The sequence below is a fragment of the Gemmiger sp. genome (genome assembly GCF_057431175.1).
On the sequence record NZ_DBMDDV010000003.1, the window covers coordinates 1 to 23,799 of the forward strand.

General features: G+C 58.6%; 19 protein-coding genes and 1 tRNA gene. 19 read left to right on the top strand and 1 reads right to left on the bottom strand.

Annotated features, from left to right (window positions below; genetic code table 11):
- The 16 genes from ACZO0A_RS01970 to ACZO0A_RS02045 all read left to right on the top strand — a co-directional run.
- On the top strand, positions 1 to 561 hold a 561-nt coding region (locus tag ACZO0A_RS01970), incomplete at its 5' end, for a glycosyltransferase family protein (RefSeq protein ID WP_486845984.1).
- Positions 558 to 2,276 carry an HAD family hydrolase gene (locus tag ACZO0A_RS01975; RefSeq protein WP_215691925.1) on the top strand — a complete coding sequence of 573 codons (1,719 nt, stop codon included), beginning with the start codon at positions 558 to 560 and terminating at the stop codon, positions 2,274 to 2,276. The genes ACZO0A_RS01970 and ACZO0A_RS01975, both read left to right, overlap by 4 nt.
- A gap of 19 nt (positions 2,277 to 2,295) precedes the next feature.
- On the top strand, positions 2,296 to 3,312 hold the full coding sequence (locus ACZO0A_RS01980; protein ID WP_302375541.1) for a glycosyltransferase family 2 protein: 1,017 nt from the start codon (positions 2,296 to 2,298) through the stop codon (positions 3,310 to 3,312).
- Positions 3,309 to 4,157: an NAD-dependent epimerase/dehydratase family protein gene (locus tag ACZO0A_RS01985; protein ID WP_302375543.1), complete on the top strand. Its 849-nt coding sequence runs from the start codon at positions 3,309 to 3,311 to the stop codon at positions 4,155 to 4,157. Before ACZO0A_RS01980 ends, ACZO0A_RS01985 begins: the two co-directional genes overlap by 4 nt.
- A 23-nt stretch (positions 4,158 to 4,180) precedes the next feature.
- Entirely contained in the window at positions 4,181 to 6,124 is a 1,944-nt protein-coding gene (locus ACZO0A_RS01990) for a rhamnan synthesis F family protein (protein WP_215691928.1), read from the top strand.
- A 6-nt stretch (positions 6,125 to 6,130) separates the two neighbouring features.
- Positions 6,131 to 7,537: a rhamnan synthesis F family protein gene (locus ACZO0A_RS01995; RefSeq protein WP_302375546.1), complete on the top strand. Its 1,407-nt coding sequence runs from the start codon at positions 6,131 to 6,133 to the stop codon at positions 7,535 to 7,537.
- 39 nt (positions 7,538 to 7,576) lie between these two features.
- On the top strand, positions 7,577 to 8,557 hold the full coding sequence (locus ACZO0A_RS02000; RefSeq protein ID WP_302375676.1) for an acyltransferase family protein: 981 nt from the start codon (positions 7,577 to 7,579) through the stop codon (positions 8,555 to 8,557).
- 137 nt (positions 8,558 to 8,694) lie between these two features.
- The gene (hprK, locus tag ACZO0A_RS02005; protein WP_215691931.1) at positions 8,695 to 9,627 is read left to right on the top strand and encodes an HPr(Ser) kinase/phosphatase; all 933 of its coding nucleotides are present in this window, start codon (positions 8,695 to 8,697) and stop codon (positions 9,625 to 9,627) included.
- 18 nt (positions 9,628 to 9,645) lie between these two features.
- A complete protein-coding gene (locus tag ACZO0A_RS02010) occupies positions 9,646 to 10,395 on the top strand; it encodes a phosphatase (RefSeq protein WP_291209818.1) in 750 nt (249 codons plus the stop codon).
- The gene (locus tag ACZO0A_RS02015; protein ID WP_294717950.1) at positions 10,392 to 11,348 is read left to right on the top strand and encodes an ROK family protein; all 957 of its coding nucleotides are present in this window, start codon (positions 10,392 to 10,394) and stop codon (positions 11,346 to 11,348) included. The genes ACZO0A_RS02010 and ACZO0A_RS02015 overlap by 4 nt, the downstream gene beginning before the upstream one ends.
- A 23-nt stretch (positions 11,349 to 11,371) precedes the next feature.
- Entirely contained in the window at positions 11,372 to 12,298 is a 927-nt protein-coding gene (gene murB, locus ACZO0A_RS02020) for a UDP-N-acetylmuramate dehydrogenase (protein WP_294717949.1), read from the top strand.
- A 16-nt stretch (positions 12,299 to 12,314) separates the two neighbouring features.
- A complete protein-coding gene (gene rapZ / locus ACZO0A_RS02025; protein WP_294717948.1) occupies positions 12,315 to 13,178 on the top strand; it encodes an RNase adapter RapZ in 864 nt (287 codons plus the stop codon).
- A gap of 16 nt (positions 13,179 to 13,194) precedes the next feature.
- Positions 13,195 to 14,127 carry a DNA-binding protein WhiA gene (gene whiA / locus ACZO0A_RS02030; RefSeq protein ID WP_291209825.1) on the top strand — a complete coding sequence of 311 codons (933 nt, stop codon included), beginning with the start codon at positions 13,195 to 13,197 and terminating at the stop codon, positions 14,125 to 14,127.
- Positions 14,120 to 17,662, top strand: a complete 3,543-nt coding sequence (locus tag ACZO0A_RS02035; protein ID WP_302375551.1) for a DNA polymerase III subunit alpha — start codon at positions 14,120 to 14,122, stop codon at positions 17,660 to 17,662. The genes whiA and ACZO0A_RS02035 overlap by 8 nt, the downstream gene beginning before the upstream one ends.
- Before the next feature lie 166 nt (positions 17,663 to 17,828).
- Positions 17,829 to 18,803 (top strand): 6-phosphofructokinase, encoded by a 975-nt coding sequence (pfkA, locus tag ACZO0A_RS02040; RefSeq protein WP_215691938.1) that lies wholly within the window; start codon positions 17,829 to 17,831, stop codon positions 18,801 to 18,803.
- Positions 18,804 to 18,953: 150 nt separating this feature from the next.
- Positions 18,954 to 19,029: transfer RNA gene (locus ACZO0A_RS02045), tRNA-Ala, on the top strand.
- A 41-nt stretch (positions 19,030 to 19,070) separates the two neighbouring features.
- On the opposite strand, the gene ACZO0A_RS02050 is transcribed toward ACZO0A_RS02045, so the two are convergent.
- Positions 19,071 to 19,760 carry a DUF421 domain-containing protein gene (locus tag ACZO0A_RS02050; protein WP_302375553.1) on the bottom strand — a complete coding sequence of 230 codons (690 nt, stop codon included), beginning with the start codon at positions 19,758 to 19,760 and terminating at the stop codon, positions 19,071 to 19,073.
- Between the two features lie 401 nt (positions 19,761 to 20,161).
- Here ACZO0A_RS02050 and alaS point away from each other — a divergent pair, with 401 nt between their 5' ends.
- From alaS to ACZO0A_RS02065, 3 genes are read left to right on the top strand one after another with little or no spacing between them, the layout of a single operon-like run.
- Positions 20,162 to 22,822, top strand: coding sequence for an alanine--tRNA ligase (gene alaS, locus ACZO0A_RS02055; RefSeq protein WP_215691940.1), 2,661 nt, complete (start codon positions 20,162 to 20,164; stop codon positions 22,820 to 22,822).
- A 39-nt stretch (positions 22,823 to 22,861) separates the two neighbouring features.
- A complete protein-coding gene (locus ACZO0A_RS02060) occupies positions 22,862 to 23,206 on the top strand; it encodes a histidine triad nucleotide-binding protein (RefSeq protein WP_291209546.1) in 345 nt (114 codons plus the stop codon).
- 51 nt (positions 23,207 to 23,257) lie between these two features.
- Positions 23,258 to 23,797, top strand: coding sequence for a phosphoribosyltransferase family protein (locus ACZO0A_RS02065; protein WP_215691942.1), 540 nt, complete (start codon positions 23,258 to 23,260; stop codon positions 23,795 to 23,797).
- Positions 23,798 to 23,799: the final 2 nt, after the last annotated feature.

Sequence of the window (23,799 nt, forward strand, 5' to 3'; positions counted from 1 at the left end):
CACGGTGGAGACTACGGCTGGCTGTCTGGCCGCGCCCTGGCCCCGGATGGCGCCGACCAGCCTATGAACCTCCAGCGCAAGACGATGTACCGCGATATCGACGGTTTCTGTGATGGCAAAGGCGAGATACCCGCCGTGATGGCGAGCTTTGTCTCGCTGTTTCTGCGCGTCGAGACCGTGCGGCAGTTCGGCCTGCCCATCGCCGAGTTCTTCATCTGGTCCGACGATTGGGAGTACACCCGCCGCATTTCCCGCGAAAAGCCCTGCTATGTCGTGCCATCCAGTCGGGTCGTGCACGCCATGCAGAACCCCGGCGTGGTGAATATCGCGAAGGACGTGCCCGCCCGTTGGGCCAGATACCGCTACTTTTACCGCAATGATGTCGTGCTCTACCGGCGGGAAGGAGTCATCGGCTGGCTGTGGCTGCTGGCAAAGGATGCCTGGCACACCGTGCAGGTTTTGCGCGACGGCCAGGGCAGCCGGGCCGAACGCATCAAAATCATCTGGAAAGGCTTTGCTGCGGGGGTCAAGTTCCACCCGCAGACACCGTACCTGCCATGAATCTAACGGAACACATCTGCCATATGGCCGCCCGGTATGACGCGGTGGCTTTCGACGTGTTTGACACGCTCATCAAGCGTGACACTGCCGCGCCGACGAATCTTTTCCGCCTGCGGGGCGAGGCGTTTTATACCGCCCGCACCCGGGCCGAGCGCGAAGCCCGCGCCGCCAAAAGCGGGGAAGTAACACTGGCGGAAATCTACGCCCGGCCCTGCCTTGCGGGTTATGACACCGCGCAGGAGTGCGCTGCCGAGCTGGCCGCCTGCACGGCTTACGCACCGGTGCAGGCCGCTGTGCAGAAATTGGCGCAGCAGGGCAAAAAACTCTATTATATTTCCGATATGTACCTGCCGCAGACGCAGATCAACGCCATGCTGCGCCGCTGCGGCTACACCCAGTTTGCGGGGGGCTTCGCCTCCTGCACCTACGGTGTGCAGAAGCGCAGCGGCAGACTGTTCAAACAGTTTTTGCACGAGACGGAACTGGACGCCAGGCAGGTGCTTTTCATCGGGGACAGCTGGCGCGCCGATGTGGCCGGGGCCGCGCTGGCAGGGATAGCTTCGTGGCATCTGCCCACAGGCCCCGCCCCGGCGTCTGACCTCGATGCCTTTATACAAAACCGGCTGCAACTGTGCAAAACGGCGGGGGAGGCGCTGGGCATTTCGGTGCTGGGGCCGCTGGCTACGGCCTACTGCCGCTGGCTGCATGAACGCCGTGCCGTGCACCCGGACGCGAAACTCTATTTCCTCGCGCGGGATATGTACCTGATGCGCGCAGTATACGCCGCACTGTACCCGGACGAAGAAACCGAATATTTGCGGGTCTCCCGCCGCAGCCTGGCCCCGGCGTTTTTGGCGGCGGGGGATTATGCCAGTGTGAGGGCGGCACTGCCACGGCAAAGCCTGACCGGGGCGCAGATCGCCGCCTACTGCGGTGCAGTCTGCCCGCCGGAGCTGGCTGTACAAAAATTTGACTTGAAAGCTCCGAACACCGCAGAACTGGATATCTTTTTGCAAAAACTGCCCGCCCCGGAAAACGCCGAGGCCGTGACCGCCTACCTGCGCCAAATGGGCGTGCGGGAGGGGGATATCCTGGTGGATATCGGCAGCGGCGGCACGACCCAGCTGCTGCTGGAACGGTTGCTGGGCGTGCAGCTGCACGGCTTGCAGCTCTCGGCAGACGAGCGCCTGCGCAGCCGCTTTGACGAGACGCGCACCGAGGTGTTCCTGTTCGGCGGTCAGCCCGCTCCGCGCCTGTACTGGGCAGGTCAGCCGATGCTGGAACGACTCATTTCTGAGGATGTTGGCGCGACGCTCGGCTATCGGGCGGCAGAGGACAAAATAGAAGCAGTCGCGGCGTCCCAGCCTGTCGCGCCGCTGCTGGCGGGTATCCAACAGGGCGTGCGGAACTTCGCCGTTGCCTGGCGGGACAGCGTGCTGCATGATTGGCCCATCCCGCCGGAACGGGCCATTGCACCGTTTTTGCAGCTGGTGGAAAGCCCGACTGCTTTACAGGTAAAATTGCTGGGAGATTTGACTGTCGAGGATGGCGGTGTGTATCCGCTGGCCGCCCCCGAGAGCGCCGCCCACTACCTGGCCCACCCCAGGGACGTAAAACGCGATCTGGCAGAAGCGCGGTGGAAAATCGGCTTTTTAAAGCGGCTGGCCCCACTGCCGCTGCCCTACGGGAAAATCTATCTGAAACTCAAAAAATGATCGGGAAAGGAGGGATACCATGGCAAAAATCAGCGTCATTTTACCGGCCTACAACGCCGAAAAGACCCTGCGCACCGCCGTGGAGTCCATCCTTTCCCAGCAGGTGCCGGGGATGGAAATCATCATCGTCAACGATGGCTCCGCCGACGGCACGGCCCGGCTCTGCCATGTGCTTGCCAGCGAGAACGACTGCATCCACGTCATCACCCAGAAAAACGCTGGCATCTGCGCGGCCCGCAACCGCGGGCTGGAAGCCGCGGGCGGCGAGTTTATCGCTTTCTGCGACGACGATGATCTGTTCTGGCAGGGGGCACTTAAACTGCTTCTGCAGACTGCAGAGGATTCCCACGCCGACATTGTGCGCGGCGGGTATGAGCTTTTGCGCCAGCGCCCGGACGGCACCTTTGCCGAGCAGAGGCATCCCACCGGGCAGCCTTGCACAATAGAGTTGGGCAAGGGCGGCTATGGTGCCTTTTTGGAGAACAGCGGCCCGCAGTTTGTCTGGAACGCCCTTTACCGCCGCACAGCGCTGTTGGGCCTGCGCTTTAATGAGCGGTGCAGCTTCGGCCTGGAAGATTTCGTCTTTAACGCTGCGGCCTATCGGCGCGTCTGCAAGGCGGTCTACATCCCGCAGGTAGTCTACCGCCACTTTGAGGGGGCGCAGAGCACCTCCTGTGCGCGGACGGCGCAGGCACTTATGGGGCGCATCCGGGCGTTGGAACCCTGGATGGAGGCGGAATTTCACGCCGCCCAGCGCTGGTGCAGCCCCGACGAAATGCAGGCTGTGTGGAAAAACCGCCGCGCCCAGGCCGTGACATTTTTGATGCACCAGCTGCGGGATGCCCGCGCCCCCGATCCGCTGCGTCGGCAGGCGTGGCGCACCCTGCGGGAAGTTCTAGCCCCATACCCAGGCGGAATGCTTGACATTTTGCACGATGCAGGAAACAATAAAAAGCAGACGGCCGCGCTGCTCTTATACCAGCTGCGGCTGCAAAATCTGTACGATTTGCTGACCATCAGAGAGGAACAACTATGAAAACGATTCTTGTCACCGGCGCGGCCGGGTATATCGGCCGCCATGTGGTCAAAAATGCCCTGGATCGCGGCTATAAGGTCATTGCGGCAGACTTCAACTTTAAAGGTGTGGACGAGCGCGCCGAGTTCTGCGATGTGCCGCTGTTCAGCGGCGACGCTGACCTGTACCGCAAACTGGGCAGCCCGGATATCTGCATCCATCTGGCCTGGCGCGACGGCTTCCGCCACAATTCGCCCGCCCACATGAAGGATCTGTCCAGCCATATCGTGTTCCTGAACGCCCTCATCGACGGCGGCCTCAAAGATTTGAGCATCATGGGCACGATGCACGAGGTCGGCTACTGGGAGGGGGCTATCAACGAGAGCACGCCATGCAAGCCCCAGAGCCAGTACGGTATTGCCAAAAACGCCCTGCGCCAAAGCATGATGCTGACGCTGGAGGATGCCCCCTGCAAGCTGCATTGGCTGCGGGCCTACTACATCACCGGCGACGAAGCCCACGGCAGCTCCATTTTTGCAAAAATCACCCAGGCCGAGCAGGACGGCAAAAAGACCTTTCCGTTCACCAGCGGCAAGAACCTCTATGATTTCATCGATGTGGACGAGTTGGCAAACATGATTGTGGCGGCCAGCGTGCAGGATGAGATCAATGGCATTATCAACGTCTGTACCGGCAAGCCGATGAGCCTGGCCGAGCGGGTCGAGCAGTTCCTCAAAGACAAGAACTATAAAATCAGGCTCAACTACGGCGCATTCCCGGATCGCCCCTACGACAGCCCGGGCACTTGGGGTGACCCGGCCAAGATCAATAAGATTCTGTCCATGGATACCTACAAAAAAGCATAAAAGAGCATAAAAGGAAAAACGCAATGAAACGATTGGGCATCTTTTTCTTTTACGAAAAAAACGGCGATGTGGATGATTTCATCACCTACTATCTCGCTGACCTGAATAAGAACCTGACCGAGCTGGTCGTCGTCTGCAACGGCAAGCTCAGCGCACAGGGCCGCGCGGCCTTTGAACAGTTTACCGACAACATCATCGTGCGCGAGAACAAGGGCCTCGACGTCTGGGCCTACAAAACGGCGCTGGATTCTTACGGCTGGGCGAAGCTCACTGAATTTGACGAGATCGTCATGACGAACTCGACCTTGATGGGTCCGGTGCGCCCGCTCAAGGAAATGTTTGACGCCATGTGGGAAAATCAGGATCTCGATTTCTGGGGTCTGTCTATCCACCACGGCGCAAAGTCGAACCCCTTCAAGGGCAAGCACCTTTATAACTATCTGCCGGTGCACATCCAGTCCCATTTCATCGTCTACCGCCAGCGCTTTGTCAAGGCCCCTGAACTGCAAAATTATTGGGACAATATGCCGATGATCGAAAGCTACACCGACTCGGTGCAGCGGTACGAGGCCGTGTTCACCAAACAGTTTGAGGATAAGGGCTTCAAGTGGGACGTCTATGTCAAGACCGACGATTTGAAGGAGTTCACCGACTATCCGCTGCTCGTCTGCCCGACGCGCCTTCTGCGGGAGAAAAAGTGTCCGCTGTTCAAGCGCCGCAGCTTTATGCACGAGCTGGAAGCCTACCTCAACTATACAGCGGGGGAGCCGGTGCAGGAACTGTACGCTTACCTACGGGATGAGACAGACTATCCGATGGCTCTCATCTGGAAGAACATGATCCGCACGATGCACCCCCACGACTTCACCCGCAGCCTGGCCCTGACCCGCATCATTGAGCCGACTGTGCTGGATGCCGTTACGGCGGAGAGTATCTGCAAAAACCGCCGCATTGCGCTGGCCATGCACCTCTATTTTATGGATATGCTCGACCAGAGCAAGGCGTTTGCGGCCAAGTTCCCGCCGGAGACGGACGTTTTTATCTCGACGAGCAGCGCCGAAAAAAAACCGCAGATCGAAGCGGCCTTTGCTGATTTGAACCTGCACAGCGTCACCGTGACCGTGGTGGAAAACCAGGGCCGCGATGTGGCCGCGTTTCTGTGTGACCTGGCCCCGCAGCTCAAAGACTACGACTATGCCTGCTTTATGCACGACAAAAAGGCCATCCAGACCAAGCCCGGCAGTGTGGGGGCCAGCTTCGGCTATGTCTGCAACGAGAACGTTTGCAAAAATGCAGCCCATGTGCTGAACGTGCTGTGTGAATTTGAAAAGGATCCCTACCTCGGCATTCTCTGCCCGCCGTACCCGACGCACGGCTTGTACTTTATGAATATGTGCTCCGGCGGCTGGGGCCCGAACTTTGAGAACACGAAAAAGCTGATGAAAGATCTGGGCATCGATATACCCATTTCCGGCGAAAAATCTCCCATTGCGCCCTACGGCAGTGTGTTCTGGTTCCGCCCCAAGGCGCTGGAACCGCTGTTTGCCCACGGCTGGCAGCATTCGGACTTCCCGCCCGAACCCTTACCGCAGGACGGCACCATCAGCCACGCCATCGAGCGCATTTACCCATTTGTGGCCCAGAGCGCGGGCTACTACCCGGCGGTGGTCATGAGCAAAAACTATGCCGTGACCCACAACGACACGATGCAGGCCTACGCCAGCGGCATGATCCGCCCGCTGGCCCGGGTGTTCGACTGCACGACCTTCTACGGTGCGGAAAACTCGGCCACAGGCTTTGCCTACAAAAAGCACCACCTGTTCAGCCACTATGGGCCGTACTCCGACAGCAAGCGCCGCCACGCGCGGAACTGGCTGCGGGACAACCTGCCCGCAGGTTCCTACAAGGTCATCATCAACACCAAGCGTGCCATCTTTGGACCGCACGAAGGCCCCTACGAGGACTGACCCCTTATGAAACGACTGGTCATCTATTTCCATTACGACCCGGCAGGCCGCATCGATACGGCCTGCCGTATTGCTGTGCAAGCCATGCAGAAGTACGCCAAGGTGCTGTTTGTTACCAACGGCACGCTGACCCCGGCGGACCGCGTCTGGGTGCGGCAGGCGGGCGCAGGCCGCATTGAGCGGGACAACACCGGCTTTGATGTAGGTGCTTACAAAGAGGCTCTGCTGACCCTTGGCCGGGAGAAGCTGACGGAGTATGAGGAAGTCATCCTCATGAATTTTACGCTGGCGGGGCCTGTCTGTCCGCTGGGGCCGATGTTCGCCGCTATGGACGCGCGGGCGGAACTCGACTTCTGGGGCCTGACGCGCCATTATGCCATGCAGAGCCGCCGCTTTGGCGGCGCGGTGCCGGAACACCTGCAATCCCACTTCCTGGCGCTGCGGCCGCGATTATTCAACAGCGACGCCTTCTGGGACTATTGGCAGCAGATGGCGCTGCCCGCAAGCTATGAACAGTCGGTTATCCTGCACGAAACGCGGTTCACGCCGTACTTTGCTGCCAAGGGCTATATCTGGGATACTTATGTAAATACCGACGATTTGTGCGGCGTTTTCGTCAACCCCATCATGGCCTGCCCGGCAGAACTACTGCAAAAACGGGACTGCCCGTTTTTCAAGCGCCGCAGCCTGTTCACGCCCTATGCCGACGAGCTGCGCCGCACCGATGGCTGCGCGGCGGGGGAACTGTACCGCTATGTGAAAGCGCACACGGAGTTTCCCGTTGACCTTTTGCTTGCGTCGCTCTTGCAGACACAGCCCATGGCCGCACTGGCAAAGAACCTGCACTGGAATTACGTGATAGCAGAACCCGCCGCCGAAGTGCCCGACCTGGCCGCGCTGGGTCTGCGCTTGTTGCGGTACACGCTGCCCGCCGCCGACCCGGTGACGGACTGGTACAATAAAAAGGCCTCTGCCGACGCGGACGCCCTGCTGGGCCGCGCCGCGCAGCTGTTTGAAAAAAAGCCGCTGTTGGGAGTGCTCAGCCCGGCGCTGCCGTTGTGGCCGGGCTGCGCCGCAGCCCGGCGTACCCAGTGGCAACGCGACGCCCGGACACTGGCCGAAAAAGCCGCCGTGCCTGTTGGCAGCGACCCACTGCCTGCACCCAACTGCGGCTGGCTGCTGGTGCGGGAGGCTTCCTTCCTCGACGGCATCCCGCCCTGCACCACCCAGCGCGACGCCTGGCAGCTGGCCCTGACAGCCCAGGCCGCCGGGTATTATGCCGCCGCCTTTGAAACCGCCGCCCAGGCTGCCGCGCGGGCGGATGTTCTGGATGTGTACGAGGCCGATGCCGCTCGGCCTGCCGCCGTGGCCAAGCATCTGGGGCGGCTCATCAAGCACAAACTGCAAAAGTAAAAGGGGAGAAGAGCCATCAAAAAGCAACGCCTTTTTTATCTGGACCTGGTCCGCGCCGTGGCGCTCATCTGTATTCTGGTCGTGCATTTCAATGCGACGGTCACAGGCTATTTCACATTGCCGCATAAAATTTTCACCAGCAACCTGCCGCTGGGCATTTACTTGGGGGATTTCGGCTCATCGCTGTTTTTTATCGTGTCCGGCGCGTCACTGGCGCTGACAGTCCCGGCAGAGCAAAGCCCCCCGCAATTTTACAAAAAGCGGGCAAGAGCTGTCTATCCGCTGTTCTGGCTCGCGTGGTTCGTTGTGTTCAGCTGCCGGTTCGTCACGCGCCCAGGCAGTTTCGGCGGGGCCAGGACCGTCACGCTGGTGCTGACCTTTTTGGGCCTTGACAACTTCGCCGTTGCCGCGGGGTGGGTCGGCATGGACTTTGCCTGCGTAGGCGAGTGGTTTTTAGGCAGTATCCTGTTTTTATATCTGCTGTTCCCGCTTCTGCAGCGGGCCTTGCGCAAAAACGCCTGGCTGACTTGGGTTGTGACGCTGGCCGTGTGTATCCCGGTACACCTGCTGGGCTGGGATGCGCGGCTGGTGGCCGTACATATCCCGGAATTTCTCTTCGGCATGACGTTTTTGATGCTGCCGAAAAAAGCGCAGTACATCTTGGCTCCGGCACTGCTGATGGCGGCCATCCCGGCTAAAGGATGGGACGGCAAAATCACCTGTGCGTTGGCAAGCATGGGGGTGTTTATCCTGCTGGCGCTGGTGTCGACGCTGCTGGATCGCCCCTGGCCTCGTGCGCTCGGCGCAGAGCTTGCCAAAATTTCCTACGCGGTGTTCCTTGTGCATCATGTGCTCATCCAGGATATGGCATCCCACTTTGACTTGGCGGCGCTCTCCCGCAGGGACACAGCGTTCCTCTTCATTATCTATCTGGCGGCAGCTTTTGCCGCGGCCAAGGCGCTGCTCTGGCTGCAAACAGCCCTGCGCGGGGCGTTTGCCAAACTGCGCCCCCAGACATAAAACCTGCTGCCCGCTGTTTTTATCCAAAAACAGCGGGTATTTTTTTAACATTGTACACCTGCGCCCTCTGTACAAAAATCGGCAGGTACGGTATAATAAGTAATAATGTTCTACAAAAAGGAAAGGGGCGTTCCACTGTGTCCGAATTCTCTGTTTCCCTGGCAAAGCTGGCTGAGGAAGCCAATCTGACGACCGCCTACACCCCCTGTGAGCTGGACAAGATTCAGGTCACGGCAACCGAGGTGTACCGCCCGGGTATCCTGCTGGCCGGTTACTATGAAAACTTTGACAACAAGCGCATCCAGATCATCGGCCTGACCGAAATGTCCTATCTGGATGAGTTGTCCACTTCGCTGCGCAACACCCACCTGGAAAAGCTGTTTTCCTTCCAGCCGCCGGCTGTTGTGCTCACGCGCGGGATGCGGCCCATGTCCGAAATGATGCAGTATGCCAAGCAGTACGGCGTGCCGCTCCTGATGTCCACCGAGATGACGTCTGCCCTGATGGGCCAGCTCATCACGACCTTGAACACCGAGCTTGCGCCCCGCATCACTCGCCACGGCGTATTGGTCGAGGTCTACGGCGAAGGCATCCTGATTCTGGGCGACTCCGGCGTCGGCAAGAGCGAGACGGCCATCGAGCTGGTCAAGCGCGGCCACCGTTTGATCGCCGATGACGCCGTTGAGCTGCGCCGGGTGTCCTACCGCAAAATCCTCGGCACCGCACCCGCCAATATCCGCCACTTTATTGAGCTGCGCGGTATTGGCATTATCAATGTGGCCCGCGTGTTCGGTATCGGTTCAGTGCGTTCCAGCGTTGAGGTCGAGATGGTCGTTCAGCTCGAACCCTGGGACCGCACAAAGAACTACGACCGCACCGGCCTTGAGACCGAGTATTATGATATCCTCGGTGTCAAGGTGCCCAGCATGCTCATCCCGGTCATGCCCGGCCGTAACCTGGCTGTTATTCTGGAAACGGCGGCCATCAACAACCGCCAGAAGGAAATGGGCTACAACGCTGCCAAGGAGCTGCTGACCCAGCTGGGCCTGGCGGACGATATCTCAAAATAAAAGAGGTTTTTCCATTCCATGCAAATGATTGCAGACCTGCACACCCATACCCTGTGTGCGACCCACGCTTACAACACCTTTAACGAAATGGCCGTAGCGGCCAAGGAAATCGGTTACTGCGCCCTGGCTGTGACTGACCACGCGCCCGCTATGCCCGATGCGCCGCACTCGTGGCATTTCTCCAACTGGAGCGCCATGCCCCATGTGATCAACGATGTCGTTATGCTCTACGGAGCCGAGGCCAATGTCATGGACACTAAAGGCGGGTTGGATATGCCTGAGAGCCAGCTCAAAGACCAGGATTGGGTCGTGGCGTCCATTCACAGCTCCTGTGTGCCGGGCCTGCTGACCCGCAAGGAGGCAAACCGCCTCTGGCTGGCCGTGGCGGAAAACCCTTACGTAGATATCATCGGCCATTCCGAACAGGAAAATTACCGCTACGACTACGACCTTGTCACCAAGGCGTTTGCCAAAAATCACAAGGTCGTGGAGCTGAACGGCAACTCCTTCAATGTCCGCAAGGACGGCATCCCCAATATGCGCGCTCTGCTGGCGGCCTGCCTGCAAAGCGGCTGCCATATCGCTGTGGACAGCGATGCCCACAGCACACACCAGTTGAAACACGGCCTGACAGCCCTCTACGCCATGCTGGAAGAGATGGATTTCCCGCAGGAGCTCATCGTGAACGCCACGCGGGAAAACTTGGTCCGTGAATTGAAATTGCATAAAAAACCCTGTGCAGAAAAAGTAGGAGGAATTTTATTATGAGCAAGTACACTATTGGTATCGATCTGGGCGGCACCACCATGACCGCCGGCTTGGTCAACGAGAACTACGAAATCGTCGCCAAGACCACATGGGCTACGCGCCTGCCCCGCCCGGCGGAGGATTTGGAAAAGGCATTGGCAGACCTGTGCCGCACCGTTGCCAAAGAAAACAAAGTTGACTTTGCCGATATCAACTATGTGGGCATCGGAACCCCCGGCAGCGTGAACTTCAAGACCGGCTTTGTCGGCTTCAACACGAACTTCGGCTACTATGACTGGAACCTTGGCCCCGACATGGAAAAGATGCTGGGCTGCAAGGTCTATGTGGAAAATGATGCCAACGCCGCCGCTTACGGCGAGTACATTGCGGGCGGCGCCAAGGGTTATAACGACGCAGTCGTCATCACCCTGGGCACCGGCATCGGCAGCGGCATCATCCTGGGCGGTAAAATCCTGCGCGGCTTCAACTTTGCGGCTGGCGAAATGGGCCACAACGTCATCGTTAAGGACGGCATCCAGTGCACCTGCGGCCGCAAGGGCTGCTGGGAGCGCTATGCCTCTGCCAGCGCACTGACCCGCGAGACAAAGGCCGCCATGCAGGCCAACAAAAACACCATCATGTGGACGATGACCCAGGATATCGACCATGTCAACGCCAAGCTCGCCTTTGACGCCATGGCTAAGGGCGATGAGACGGCAAAGCAGGTCGTGGACAGCTGGATCGAGTATGTCGGCGTCGGCATTGCAAACGTCATCAACACCTTTGAGCCGGAGGTCATTTGCATCGGCGGCGGCGTGTCCAACCAGGGCGAAGTCCTGCTGGCCCCGGTTCGCGCATATGCTGAGAACGAGACGAAGAACATCACCACCGGCAAATTCCCCAAAATCTGTGCCTGCACGCTGCATAACGACGCGGGTGTTATCGGTGCAGCCGCCCTGGGAAATTCTATTTAACAGCAGTTTTTACGGAGGTTTCCATGCAGGAACAAACGATCACGGCACTGCGTGAATCACTGGCGGCGGCAGGACTGCCGTTTGTGCAGGACGAGCCGCTGGCAGGGCACACGACATTCAAAATCGGCGGCCCGGCAGCGTTCTGGTGTACGCCGCATAACGCGGAGGAACTGCGCAGCACGCTGGCCCTCTGCCGCGAAAACGGCGCGCGGGTCTACCTGCTGGGCAACGGCTCCAACACATTGTTTGACGATGCAGGGTTTGACGGCGCAGTCATCGATATGCGAGGCGTGGCCGAGATGGAGCACTCCGACGCAGACAACGATGTCGTGCGCATCACCGCCGGGGCAGGGCAGACCCTGGGCCGGCTTTGCAGCAAGGCCCAAGCGCTGGGCCTGACCGGACTGGAATTTGCCTGCGGCATCCCCGGCACGGTGGGCGGCGCGGTCTATATGAACGCCGGTGCCTACGGCGGCGAATTGAAGGACGTGCTGGAAAGCGTGACCTTCCTGGATGACAACTTACAGCTGCGTACGCTGCCTGCGGCGGATCTGGCTATGGGCTATCGTACCAGTATTTTTGAACAAAATCCCGGCTGGTGCATCCTGTCGGTCACGGTCGTTCTGCACCGCGGCGATGGTGCTGCCGTGCTTGCCAAGATGCAGGAGCTGCTGGGCAAGCGCAAGGAAAAGCAGCCGCTGGAGTGGCCCAGCGCGGGCAGCACCTTCAAGCGGCCCGTGGGCGCGTTTGCGGGCAAGCTGATCGAGGACTGCGGCCTGCGGGGCTTTACCGTGGGCGGCGCGCAGATCAGCGAGAAACATTGCGGCTTTGTCATCAACCGCGGCGGCGCGACCTGTGCCGACGTGGTAGAACTGACTGAGCAGGTCAAACAAATCGTGAAGCAAAAGACCGGCTTTGTGCTGGAACGTGAGATTCGCGTGGTAAAGTAAGAGAGCGGTGGTGGAAATGAACTTTCTGATCGTGACCGGCCTGTCCGGCGCGGGCAAGTCTATGGCTGTCAATGCGCTGGAGGATATCGGCTTTTTCTGCATTGATAATATCCCAGTGGCATTGCTGCCGCGTATCGTGGACTTTGCCCTGCAAGGCGAGAACCAGCTCAGCCGCGTGGCGGTCGTTATGGATGTGCGCGGCGTGCGCAGCATCGAGCAGCTGAAAGCCGCTCTGGACGACCTGGATGCCAAGAAAATCGATTACGACATCCTGTTCCTGGATGCGAACGATTCCGTCATCCAGCGCCGCTACAAGGAGACACGCCGCCAGCACCCCATCACCATCAGCGAGAAAGTCCCCATCACCGAGGCTATCGCCAAGGAGCGCAAGCTATTACAGCCTTTGCGTGAGAAGGCAAAATATGTCATCGACACGTCGCTGCTTTCGGCGGCGCAGAACCGTGAGCGGGTGTGCAGCCTATTTCTGGACAAGGGCGAAAGCCCGATGGAGTTGATGGTCGTGTCCTTCGGCTTCAAGTACGGTCTGCCACAGGAGGCAGACCTGGTGTTGGATGTGCGCTGCCTGCCAAACCCTTTCTATGTGCCGGAACTCAAGCACAAGACTGGCCTCGACCAGGAGGTCGTGGACTACGTCATGAACTCCGAAGCGTCGCAGGAGCTGCTGCGACGCTATGAGAGTATGCTGGAATACGCCCTGCCGCTCTATGTCAAGGAGGGCAAAAGCCAGCTGATGATCGCGGTGGGCTGCACCGGCGGCAAGCACCGCTCCATCACGTTCGCACGGAAGATTGGCGAGTTCTGCGAGAAACTCGGCTATGCCCCCAGCGTGCAGCACCGCGACGTGAACCGAAGTTTATAATAAGGAGACCACCACCTTGAGCTTTTCTCAAGAAGTGAAAAACGAAATACTGCGCCGCAAAATCAGCAAACCCTGCTGCAACATGGCCGCCGCGTATGCGGTGGCCTGTTTTGGCAAATACTTTGATGACCGCGGTGTTGTCTTACAGACCGAAAACGAGGGCGTTGCCCATTTTGCCCAAAAGCTCTACCGTCGCTGCGGTGTGCAGGGCACTGTTATCAGCAAGGAACGCCCCACAGGCCCGGTGTATGAGTTCAGCGTAAAGGACCCAGCCGAGGTTGCCAGGATGCTGGCACTGTTTGGCCACACTGGCAAGGAGCCTACCCTGCGCATCCGTCCGGAAAATTTCAGATGCCAGAACTGTATGCAGGCATTTATCTCCACGGCGTTTTTGTGCTGCGGCACGATGACCGACCCTGAAAAAAGCTACAATCTGGAATTCCTCTCAACCCGGCATTACCTTTCCCAACAGCTGGAAGCCATGCTGGCCGAGCATGATTTTCATCCCCACCGCGCCCTGCGCAAGGGGGCCAACACCATTTATATCAAGGCCGCCGACCATATCGAAGATCTGCTGACCTTTATGGGGGCGGGCGGCGCGGCCATGCGCATTATGGATCAGCGTGTTTACAACGAGATGCGCAACAAGACGAACCGTCTTTCCAACTGCGAGACAGCCAACCTGGGCAAAAGCGTCCAGGCCGCCGTACAGGTGCAGCTTGCCATTGAAAAGCTGCAGGCGGCGGGAGCTATGAACACCCTGCCCGAGGCCCTGCGCCACACCGCCAAGCTGCGGATGCAGTACCCCGACCTGCCGCTGGCAAAGCTGGCCCAGAAGTTTGATCCGCCGGTGAGCAAAGCCGGGCTTTCCCACCGGATGAAGAAGATACAGGAGGCTGCCGCCCGCCTGGACACGGCCCCTGACGAAAAGGAAACACCCCATGCCTGAAACGACCCCGAGACAATTCACACACCTTCATGTCCACACCGAGTACAGCTTGTTGGACGGTGCCTGCCGCATTGACCGGATGTTTGACCAGCTGAAAGCGATGGGGCAGACGGCGTGCGCTATCACCGACCACGGTGTCATGTACGGCTGCGTGGCTTTCTTTGATGCGGCCAAAGCGGCGGGCATCAAGCCCATCATCGGCTGTGAGGTCTATGTAGCCACCCGCACCCGCTTTGATAAGGTTAACCGTATCGACGGCAACAACCACCTGATTCTGCTCTGCAAAAACGAGACAGGCTACAAGAACCTTATCAAGATGGTGTCTGCCGGCTTTACCGAGGGTTTTTACTCCAAGCCGCGTATCGATAAGGAACTGCTGGAAAAGCACCACGATGGTCTGATTTGCCTGTCCGCCTGCTTGGCGGGCGAGATACCCCGCGCGATTCTGGCAGGGGACTATGACCGCGCCAAGCAGACAGCGCTGTGGTATCGGGACTTGTTCGGCGAGGGCAACTATTACATCGAATTGCAGGACCACGGCCTTGAAGAAGACCAGGTCGTGCTGCCACAGCTCATCCGCTTGGCGCGGGAGACCGGCATCCCGATGGCGGCAACGAACGACGCCCATTATATCACCAAAGAGGACGCCAAGATGCAGAGCATTCTGCTTTGCATCCAGACCGGCAAGACCATCAACGATGTGGATCGGATGGAGTTCCAGACCGACGAGTTCTATCTGAAATCCACCGATGAGATGTACGACCTCTTCTCCATGGTGCCCGAAGCCTGCGAGAACACGAACAAAATTGCCGAGCAGTGCAACTTCGCGTTTACCTTCGGCGAGACGAAGCTGCCGTACTTCAAAGCGCCCGACGGCATGGAGAACCAGGCATATTTTGAAAAGCTCTGCTGGGAGGGCCTGGAGCGCCGTTACCCCGGTAAAGTGACCGATGTCCTGCGTGAGCGCCTGACCTATGAGATCAACGTCGTCAAGACGATGGGCTACACGAACTACTACCTCATTGTCTACGACTTTATCAACTACGCCAAAAGCCACGATATCCCGGTCGGTCCGGGACGTGGCTCCGGCGCGGGCAGTCTGGCGGCCTACTGTGTCGGCATCACCGATATCGACCCGATCCGCTACAACCTGATCTTCGAGCGTTTTTTGAACCCAGAGCGCGTCTCAATGCCCGACTTCGACGTCGACTTCTGCTACGAGCGCCGCCAGGAGGTCATTGACTATGTCAACGAGAAATACGGCCGTGACCATGTGGCCCAGATCGTGACGTTTGGTACGATGGCCGCCCGCGCTGCCGTGCGCGATGTGGGCCGCGTTATGGGCATGAGCTACCAGGATGTGGACCGGGTGGCAAAGCTCATTCCCACCGACCTGAAAATGACGCTGAAAAAGGCGCTGGAAGTCAGCCCCGATTTGAAAACACTCTACGACGGCGACAGCCAGGTGCATGAACTCATCAACACCTCGCTGAAAGTCGAGGGGATGCCGCGCCATGCATCCACCCACGCGGCGGGCGTCGTCATTACCCGCGACCCGGCCACCGAGTATGTACCGCTGTCCACGAACGACGGCTTGCCGGTCACCCAATTCAACATGGTGGAAATCGAGCGGCTGGGCCTTTTGAAAATGGACTTTCTGGGTCTGCGCACGCTGACCGTCATCCATGATACCGAGATGGCCGTGCGCCATACCAAAGATCCGGATTTCCGTATTGCAAACCTCGATTACGACGACCCCGACACCTACGCCATGCTGGCAAAAGGTGAGACGGAGGGCATCTTCCAGCTTGAATCTACCGGCATGACCCAGGTGCTTGTCAGCATGCGGCCAAAGAACCTGGAAGATATCATTGCCTTGATTTCGCTCTACCGCCCCGGCCCGATGGATTCCATTCCGACCTACCTGCGCAACCGCAAGGACCCTTCCCAAGTGACCTACAAAACGCCGCAGATGGCGCATATCGTTGACGTTACCAACGGCGTTGTCATCTACCAGGAACAGGTTATGCAGATCTGCCGCGAGTTGGCCGGGTTCAGCTTCGGTCAGGCTGACAATGTCCGCCGCGCAATGAGTAAGAAAAAGCTCAAGGTCATGGAGGCTGAACGCGAGCACTTTGTCCACGGCTGCAAGGAACCGGGAAAGGAGTGTGCGGGCTGCGTGGCCAACGGCGTGCCCGAGAACGTTGCCAACGAGATTTACGACGATATGATCAGCTTTGCGTCGTATGCGTTCAACAAATCCCATGCCGCTTGCTATGCCTACGTGGCATTCCAGACGGCGTATTTAAAGTGCCACTATCCGCATGAATTTATGGCGGCACTCCTGACCAGTGTGCTCGATAATACGTCAAAAGTTATTGAATATACGACCGAGTGCCAGCGTCTGGGCATCAAGGTCCAGCAGCCGGATATCAATATCTCCCGCGGCGGCTTTACGGCGGATGGCGGCCTTATCCGCTTCGGCCTGAACGCCGTCAAGAGCGTGGGGCGCGACGTAATTGACGCCGTCATTAAGGAACGCACCCACCAGCCTTACCGCAGTCTGTACGATTTCTGTAAGCGCTTGCGGGGCGGCGGCCTCAACCGCCGCGCGCTGGAAAACCTCGTCAAGGCCGGTGCATTCGACAACCTCGGTGCTACCCGCCACGGTATGCTGGAAAGCGTCGAGGGCATCTTGAAGAGCGTCGAGAACGATGCCCGCCAGAACCTGGACGGTCAGATGGATCTTTTTGGCCTGATGGGCGGCGGCAGCGACGACAAGCCTGCCGACGATTATAAAATCCCGAACCTGCCGGAATATTCGGCTGGCGAACTGCTGAAAATGGAAAAAGAGGTGTCCGGCCTCTACCTGTCCGGTCATCCGCTGGACGCCTACCGCGCCCAGATCGCGCAGATAGCTACCTGCACCATCGCCCAGCTGCTGGGGGAGGACGCCAAGCAGTTTGACAACCAGACTGTCACCTTTGTCTGTACCATCGTCAAGAACAAAATCATGACGACAAAGTCCAACACCCTGATGGCCTTTACCACCGTCGAGGATCTGACCGGCAGCATGGAGATGATCGTTTTCCCGCGCATCCTGGCAGAGTGCCGCGCAGCCTTGCAGGAAAACGCCGTCGTCGTCGCCAATGGCCGCGTCTCCGTCAAGGAGGACGAGGCCGCCCGGTTGCTGGTCGAGGGCGTGCAGCCCATTGACAGTTATGACCCGAACAAAAACTTTGGCATGAACCGTGTCGAACGTGTCAAACGCGAGACCAGCGGGGGAGGGGCCGCCGGGTATTTCCTGACCGTGCCTGCTCGGGACTGTCCGGAAATGCACAAGGTTGAAAATCTTTTGTGCAACATCTTTGACGGCGGCACAGTCAAGGTATACTTCCGCTTCCTGGACACCGGGAAAGCGGTGCTGGCCCGGCACATGGCAATCAAGGACGACCCACTGCTGCGTACAGAATTGGAGCGGATTTTGGGCAAAAATTGTGTAAAAGTTCAGGATATCGAACAGTCTGCAAAATAAATCCATGCGTTTTGCGCGATTTGTCCATAATTACCAAGGCCAAAGTGTGGTATAATGTGGATGGTCACGAGATTGTTAAAAATTTATTGTAACGTGATGACCGCGCCTGAATACATCGTACATTTCAGGCGGGTCCATAGTTCCCGAAATAGGAGGGGCTCGCTTTATGGCTAAGGAAATCAAAACGATCGGTGTTCTCACCAGCGGCGGTGACGCACCTGGCATGAACGCCGCTGTCCGTGCAATCGTCCGTGCAGGTATCAGCAAGGGCTACCGCATGATGGGCATTCAGCGTGGTTACAACGGCCTGATCAATGGCGAAGTGTATGAAATGAACGTCCGCAGCGTGTCTGAGATCATCCACCGCGGCGGCACGATTCTGTATACCGCACGCTGCCTGGAGTTCAAGACGAAGGAAGGCCAGGCCAAGGGCCTTGCCCGCTGTAAGGAACTGGGCATTGACGCGCTGGTCGTCATCGGCGGCGACGGCTCCTTCATGGGTGCCCGTGCGCTGGCAAACCAGGGCATTCCCTGTATCGGTCTGCCCGGCACCATCGACAACGATATCGCCTGCAGTGAGTATACCATCGGCTACGACACGGCCATGAACACCGCTGTCGAGGCCATCGATAAGCTGCGCGACACCACCCAGAGTCATGACCGCTGCTCGGTCGTTGAGGTCATGGGCCACCACGCTGGTTATATTGCACTGAACGTTGGCATCGCCACCGGTGCGGTTGCCGTTTTGCTGCCGGAGATCCCGTTCGACTTTGAGCGTGACATCCTCGACCGTATGCGCCAGACCCAGGTCACTGGCAAGAAGCACTTCATCATCATCGTGTCCGAGGGTGTTGTCGGTGCCCAGGAGCTGGCCAATCAGATTCAGGCGGCTACCGGCGTTGACTCTCGTGCCACCGTTCTGGGCCACATCCAGCGCGGCGGTTCTCCCACGGTGCGCGACCGTGTGAATGCCTCTCTGATGGGCTACCACGCCATCGACCTGCTGGACAAGGGCATTTACAACCGCGTTGTGGCTGTCTCTGGCGACAAGATCGTCGATTACGATGTCAACGTTGCGCTGTCCATGCACAAGACCATCGACCGCGACATGATCGAGATTGCCAAGGCTATTTCTATCTGATGCTTGCAAGGGCCGCATCCCATTTGGGGGCGGCCCTTTTCTATAAAATATTTTATAAGTTTTTTTGCAAAAACCTGTTGACATTTGCGAACAGCTTTGCTATAATAACACACGTCGTCAGGAGCAAACATCCCAGACGACGCCAGCTGTGGGGGATTAGCTCAGCTGGGAGAGCGCTTGCATGGCATGCAAGAGGTCACCGGTTCGATCCCGGTATTCTCCACCACAAACCCGCCTGATAGAGTTTCTGTCAGGCGGGTTTTCTTTTTATTTTACCCGACAGACGAAAAATCCATCAGCCTTATCACAGGCAGCGTAGAATACCTCGCTGCGTTGGCCGATGCCCTGGGTGTGGAGCTGGGCATCCAGCCAGCGTTCATCCCGGCCTGCAGCCTTTAAATTGTCCTGCATGAGCTGACCGTCGATAATTAAATCATACCAGATGCTGGCGGCGTCGGGATGCAGCTGCATGTCCTCGGGCGTCAGCGGGCGGTTGAGACTTTTGGGCAGAAAGCTGATTTGCCCGCTTGTCTCCAAAATGGCTGTTTCAATTTCGTTCGGGTCAAAGTACCCGGCTATCCGGGCCTGGCCCAAAAACTCATTTACATCAATAGCGGCCCGCTGCAAGGCTGTTTTTGATATCACGCCGCCGTCCATCAGGATCAGGCTGCGCCCGCTCCAAAAGCTGCGCATGGCGTTACTTTTGCAGGCAGTATAGTGTACAAGCCAGGTGGCAAGGATATAGATGATAAGCGCCGACAGGGGACGCCACCACTGCTCTAAGTCCGTCGCCAGTTCGGCCCCGATAGAACCTACGGTGACGGCATTTAAATAGTCAAAGGGGCTCATCTGTGCGATCTGCCGCTTGCCGCCGATTCGGGTGAAAACGAACATTACCACCAGGGACAGCAGGCTTGTCAGCACGACCTGCCGGATCTCTACAAAAACATCTGCCATAAAAACACTCCTCTCCGTGTTAGGTTTTGCGCATCTGGGCGCTTTTATGCGGAAAAAAGCGGTTGACAAGAGGACAAAAACGGCATATAATAAGCCTGTAAAAAGGAAAATAGCGATGAAAGGGCCAATGCCGCCCCTCCGCTTTTCAGAGAGAAAGCCGCTTGGTGTAAGGCTTTCAGCGTGAACACGGCAGAGCCACCCCGGAGCTTTCGGCGTAGAGCCGAGCGTACCTGCGGCGTTAACGCAGACACAAAGCGGTGGTGCCAATGCTTTACAGCATGGCGCCGCAAACCGGGTGGTACCACGGAAGCATAACAGCCTTCGTCCCTGTATTGGGGCGTGGGCTGTATTTTTTTGTGGCGGCACTTATTCGCAATTTTATGGATTGGAGAACACAACCTATGCAATGGACCGGATTGAACGAACTTCGCGAGAAGTACCTGCATTATTTTGAGACGAAGGGCCACCTGCGCCTGGGCAGCTTCCCGCTGGTGCCGAAAGATGACCCCAGCCTGCTGCTGATCAACAGCGGCATGGCCCCCATGAAAAAATGGTTCCTCGGCCAGGAGGAGCCTCCGCGCCACCGCGTGACCACCTGCCAGAAGTGCATCCGTACCCCGGATATTGAGCGCGTCGGCATCACGGCCCGCCACGGCTGCTTCTTTGAGATGCTGGGCAACTTCAGCTTCCAGGATTACTTCAAAAAGGAAGTCATTCCCTGGGCTTGGGAGTTCCTGACCAAGGAACTGGAAATCCCCGCTGACCGCCTGTATATCTCCGTCTACCAGGACGACGACGAGGCCTACGATATCTGGACGAAGGAAGTCGGCATCCCCGAAGATCACATGGTCCGCCTGGGCAAAGAGGATAACTTCTGGGAGCACGGCTCCGGCCCCTGCGGCCCCTGCTCTGAAATCTACTACGACCGCGGCCTGAAATATGGCTGCGGCAAGCCCACCTGCGGTGTCGGCTGCGACTGCGACCGTTTCATGGAGATCTGGAATCTCGTGTTCAGCCAGTATGACGCCGACGGCAAGGGCAACTATGAACTGCTGGCTAAGCCCAACATCGATACCGGCATGGGCCTGGAGCGTCTGGCCGTCGTCATGCAGGACGTGAACAACTTGTTCGAGGTCGACACCGTCGCCGCTGTTCTGAACCATGTCGAGCGTATTGCCGGCAAGAAGTACGGCGAGAACGAGAAGGACGATATCTCCATCCGCGTTATCACCGACCACATCCGTGCTACCGTCTTTATGGCCTCCGACGGCATCCTGCCCTCCAACGAGGGCCGCGGCTACGTCATGCGCCGTCTGCTGCGCCGCGCTGCCCGCCACGGCCGTATGCTGGGCATCAACCGCCCCTTCCTGACCGAGCTGGTTGACACTGTCATCGAGTCCAGCGAAGCGGGTTATCCCGAGCTGCGTGAGCATGAGTCCTATATCAAAAAGGTCATCGGCACCGAGGAACTGCGCTTTGGCCGCACCATCGATGCTGGACTGAACATCTTGACCGGCATGATGGGCCGCCTGAAGGAAACCCACGAGAAGGTTTTGTCCGGCGTTGAGGCATTCAAGCTGAACGATACCTTCGGTTTCCCGCTTGATCTGACCCGCGAGATCGCCGCCGAGGCAGGCCTGGCCGTCGACGAGGCTGCGTTCCACATCGAAATGACCAAGCAGCGTGAGCGCGCCCGCGCCGAGCGTCTGGCAAAGGATATCTCCGGTTGGAGCGCTGACCTGTTCGGCGAGCTGACCGCCGATGCCACCCAGTTTGACGGCTACGAGACCTTGAGCGAGAAGGCCAAGGTCCTGGCCCTGTCCGACGGTGAGGAACTGGTTGACGCCATCGCCACCGACGAGGCAGGCGAGGCCAAGGACGGCGTTCTGGTCGTTCTGGACCGCACGCCGTTCTACGCCGAGATGGGCGGCCAGGTCGCTGACCATGGCTATCTGGTCAGCGGAGACGCCAAGCTGAAAGTCACCCAGGTTAAAAAGACCCCGAAGGGCTACTTCGTCCACACCTGTGAGCTGCTGGACGGCACCATCCATGGGGGTGACGAGGTCACGGCCTCTGTCGATGAAAAGCGCCGCGCCGCCATCTGCCGCAATCACACCGCCACCCACCTGCTGCAGAAGGCCCTGCGCGAGGTTCTGGGCGAGCATGTCCACCAGGCCGGCAGCTACCAGGACGACCGCATCACTCACTTTGACTTCACGCATTTCAGCGCGGTTTCTCCGGCTGAACTGGCTGAGGTCGAGCGCCGTGTCAACGAGAAGATTTACGAGGCTCTGCCTGTCACCGTCAAGAACCTGCCCATCGAGGAAGCCAAGAAGATGGGTGCTATGGCGCTGTTCGGCGAGAAGTACGGCAGCGTTGTCCGCGTTGTCGACGCTGGCGGCTGGAGCACCGAGTTCTGCGGCGGCACCCATGTGACCAACACCGCACAAATTGGCTGCTTCAAGATTTTGAGCGAGTCCAGCGTGGCCGCCGGTATCCGCCGCATTGAGGCCACTACTGCCTTCGGCGTGCTGGACCTGCTGGATGACCGCACCGAGACGCTGGCCAAGACCGCTGTTGCCCTGAAGGCCAACAACCTGAAGGACGCCCCGGCCCGCGCCGAGGCCCTGGCTGCCGAGTTGAAAGAGACGGCCAAGCAGCTGGAAATCCTCAAGGCCCAGATGGCCTCTGCCAAGATCGATGGTCTGTTTGAGAATGCCGCCGACATCGACGGTGTGCGCATCGTCTCCGCTTACCTGACCGGCACCGGTGCTGACACCTTGCGCGATATGGTCGATAAGGTCCGCGACAAGGCCCCCAATGCTGTTACGGTTCTCATTGGCAGCGACGGCAGCAAGACGATGATGGCCGTCGGCGTCTCCAAAAACGCCCTGGCCCGCGGTCTAAAAGCCGGTGCCCTCGTCAAGAAAATCGCTGCCATCGCAGGCGGCAACGGCGGCGGCAAGCCCGACTTCGCCATGGCCGGTATCCGCGATACCAGCAAGATCGACGACGCGCTGAACGCTGTGCCCGAGATCGTCAAGGCTGAAATGAATCAGTAATTTTCCACGATAAAATCCACAGCAAAGGAGGGATTCCGAATGGAGGATTGCCTGTTCTGCAAGATCGCCGCGGGCGATATCCCCTCGAACAAGCTGTACGAGGATGACAAACTGCTGGCGTTCTACGACATTGACCCGCAGGCTCCAGTGCATTTCCTGGTTATCCCCAAGCAGCACATCGCGTCTGCCGCAGCCCTGACCGAGGATGACGCCGCGCTGCTGGGCCACATCTACGCCGTTATTGCGCAGCTGTGCAAAAAGCTGGGCGTCGATGAGAGCGGCTACCGCGTTGTCACCAACGTGGGCACCGACGGCGGCCAGAGCGTGAAGCACCTGCACTTCCATGTGCTGGCAAAGCGCAGCCTTGCATGGCCTCCGGGCTGATGCCGAGCGCTGTAAGCACACTCGTGAAATTATAAAGAGAGGTAAACCAACATGGCAGATACCTATACACTGCATATTGCAGGCCTGACCCGCGAACTGCCCATCTGCAAGGTCAATGACCACATGGACATTGCTGCCTTCATCATGTTCAGCGATGTTGAATTGACCGAGGCCTGCGCCGCAGCCCTGCTGAAAAAGGCCCCTGAGTTTGACGTTATCCTGACCGCCGAGGCAAAGGGCATCCCACTGGCCTACGAAATGGCACGTCAAAGCGGCAAATATTGGATTCCTGCCCGCAAAGGCCCGAAGCTGTATATGCGCGAGCCCGTCATTATCGAGGATCAGTCCATCACCACCGCCGGCAAGCAGATGTTGGTCATCGATAAGAAGGATATCGAGTATATGGACGGCAAGCGCATCCTGATCGTGGATGACGTTATCTCCACCGGCGGCTCTCTGCACGCGTTGGAGACGCTGGCCGCCAAGAGCACCGGCACCGTCGTCGGCTGCTGTGCAGCACTCGCCGAGGGCGATGCTGCCAAGCGCACCGACATCTTCTTCCTAGAGCCGCTGCCGCTCTTCCTGCACTAAGC

Coding starts and splice junctions, on each gene's coding strand:
- ACZO0A_RS01990 (WP_215691928.1), top strand. CDS start 4,181: ATGAAACGATTGGGCATCTTTTTCTTTTACGAAAAAAACGGCGATGTG.
- ACZO0A_RS01980 (WP_302375541.1), top strand. CDS start 2,296: ATGGCAAAAATCAGCGTCATTTTACCGGCCTACAACGCCGAAAAGACC.
- murB (WP_294717949.1), top strand. CDS start 11,372: ATGCAGGAACAAACGATCACGGCACTGCGTGAATCACTGGCGGCGGCA.
- ACZO0A_RS02050 (WP_302375553.1), bottom strand. CDS start 19,760: ATGGCAGATGTTTTTGTAGAGATCCGGCAGGTCGTGCTGACAAGCCTG.
- ACZO0A_RS01975 (WP_215691925.1), top strand. CDS start 558: ATGAATCTAACGGAACACATCTGCCATATGGCCGCCCGGTATGACGCG.
- ACZO0A_RS02065 (WP_215691942.1), top strand. CDS start 23,258: ATGGCAGATACCTATACACTGCATATTGCAGGCCTGACCCGCGAACTG.
- pfkA (WP_215691938.1), top strand. CDS start 17,829: ATGGCTAAGGAAATCAAAACGATCGGTGTTCTCACCAGCGGCGGTGAC.
- ACZO0A_RS02035 (WP_302375551.1), top strand. CDS start 14,120: ATGCCTGAAACGACCCCGAGACAATTCACACACCTTCATGTCCACACC.
- ACZO0A_RS02060 (WP_291209546.1), top strand. CDS start 22,862: ATGGAGGATTGCCTGTTCTGCAAGATCGCCGCGGGCGATATCCCCTCG.
- ACZO0A_RS01985 (WP_302375543.1), top strand. CDS start 3,309: ATGAAAACGATTCTTGTCACCGGCGCGGCCGGGTATATCGGCCGCCAT.
- rapZ (WP_294717948.1), top strand. CDS start 12,315: ATGAACTTTCTGATCGTGACCGGCCTGTCCGGCGCGGGCAAGTCTATG.
- ACZO0A_RS02010 (WP_291209818.1), top strand. CDS start 9,646: ATGCAAATGATTGCAGACCTGCACACCCATACCCTGTGTGCGACCCAC.
- alaS (WP_215691940.1), top strand. CDS start 20,162: ATGCAATGGACCGGATTGAACGAACTTCGCGAGAAGTACCTGCATTAT.
- ACZO0A_RS01995 (WP_302375546.1), top strand. CDS start 6,131: ATGAAACGACTGGTCATCTATTTCCATTACGACCCGGCAGGCCGCATC.
- ACZO0A_RS02015 (WP_294717950.1), top strand. CDS start 10,392: ATGAGCAAGTACACTATTGGTATCGATCTGGGCGGCACCACCATGACC.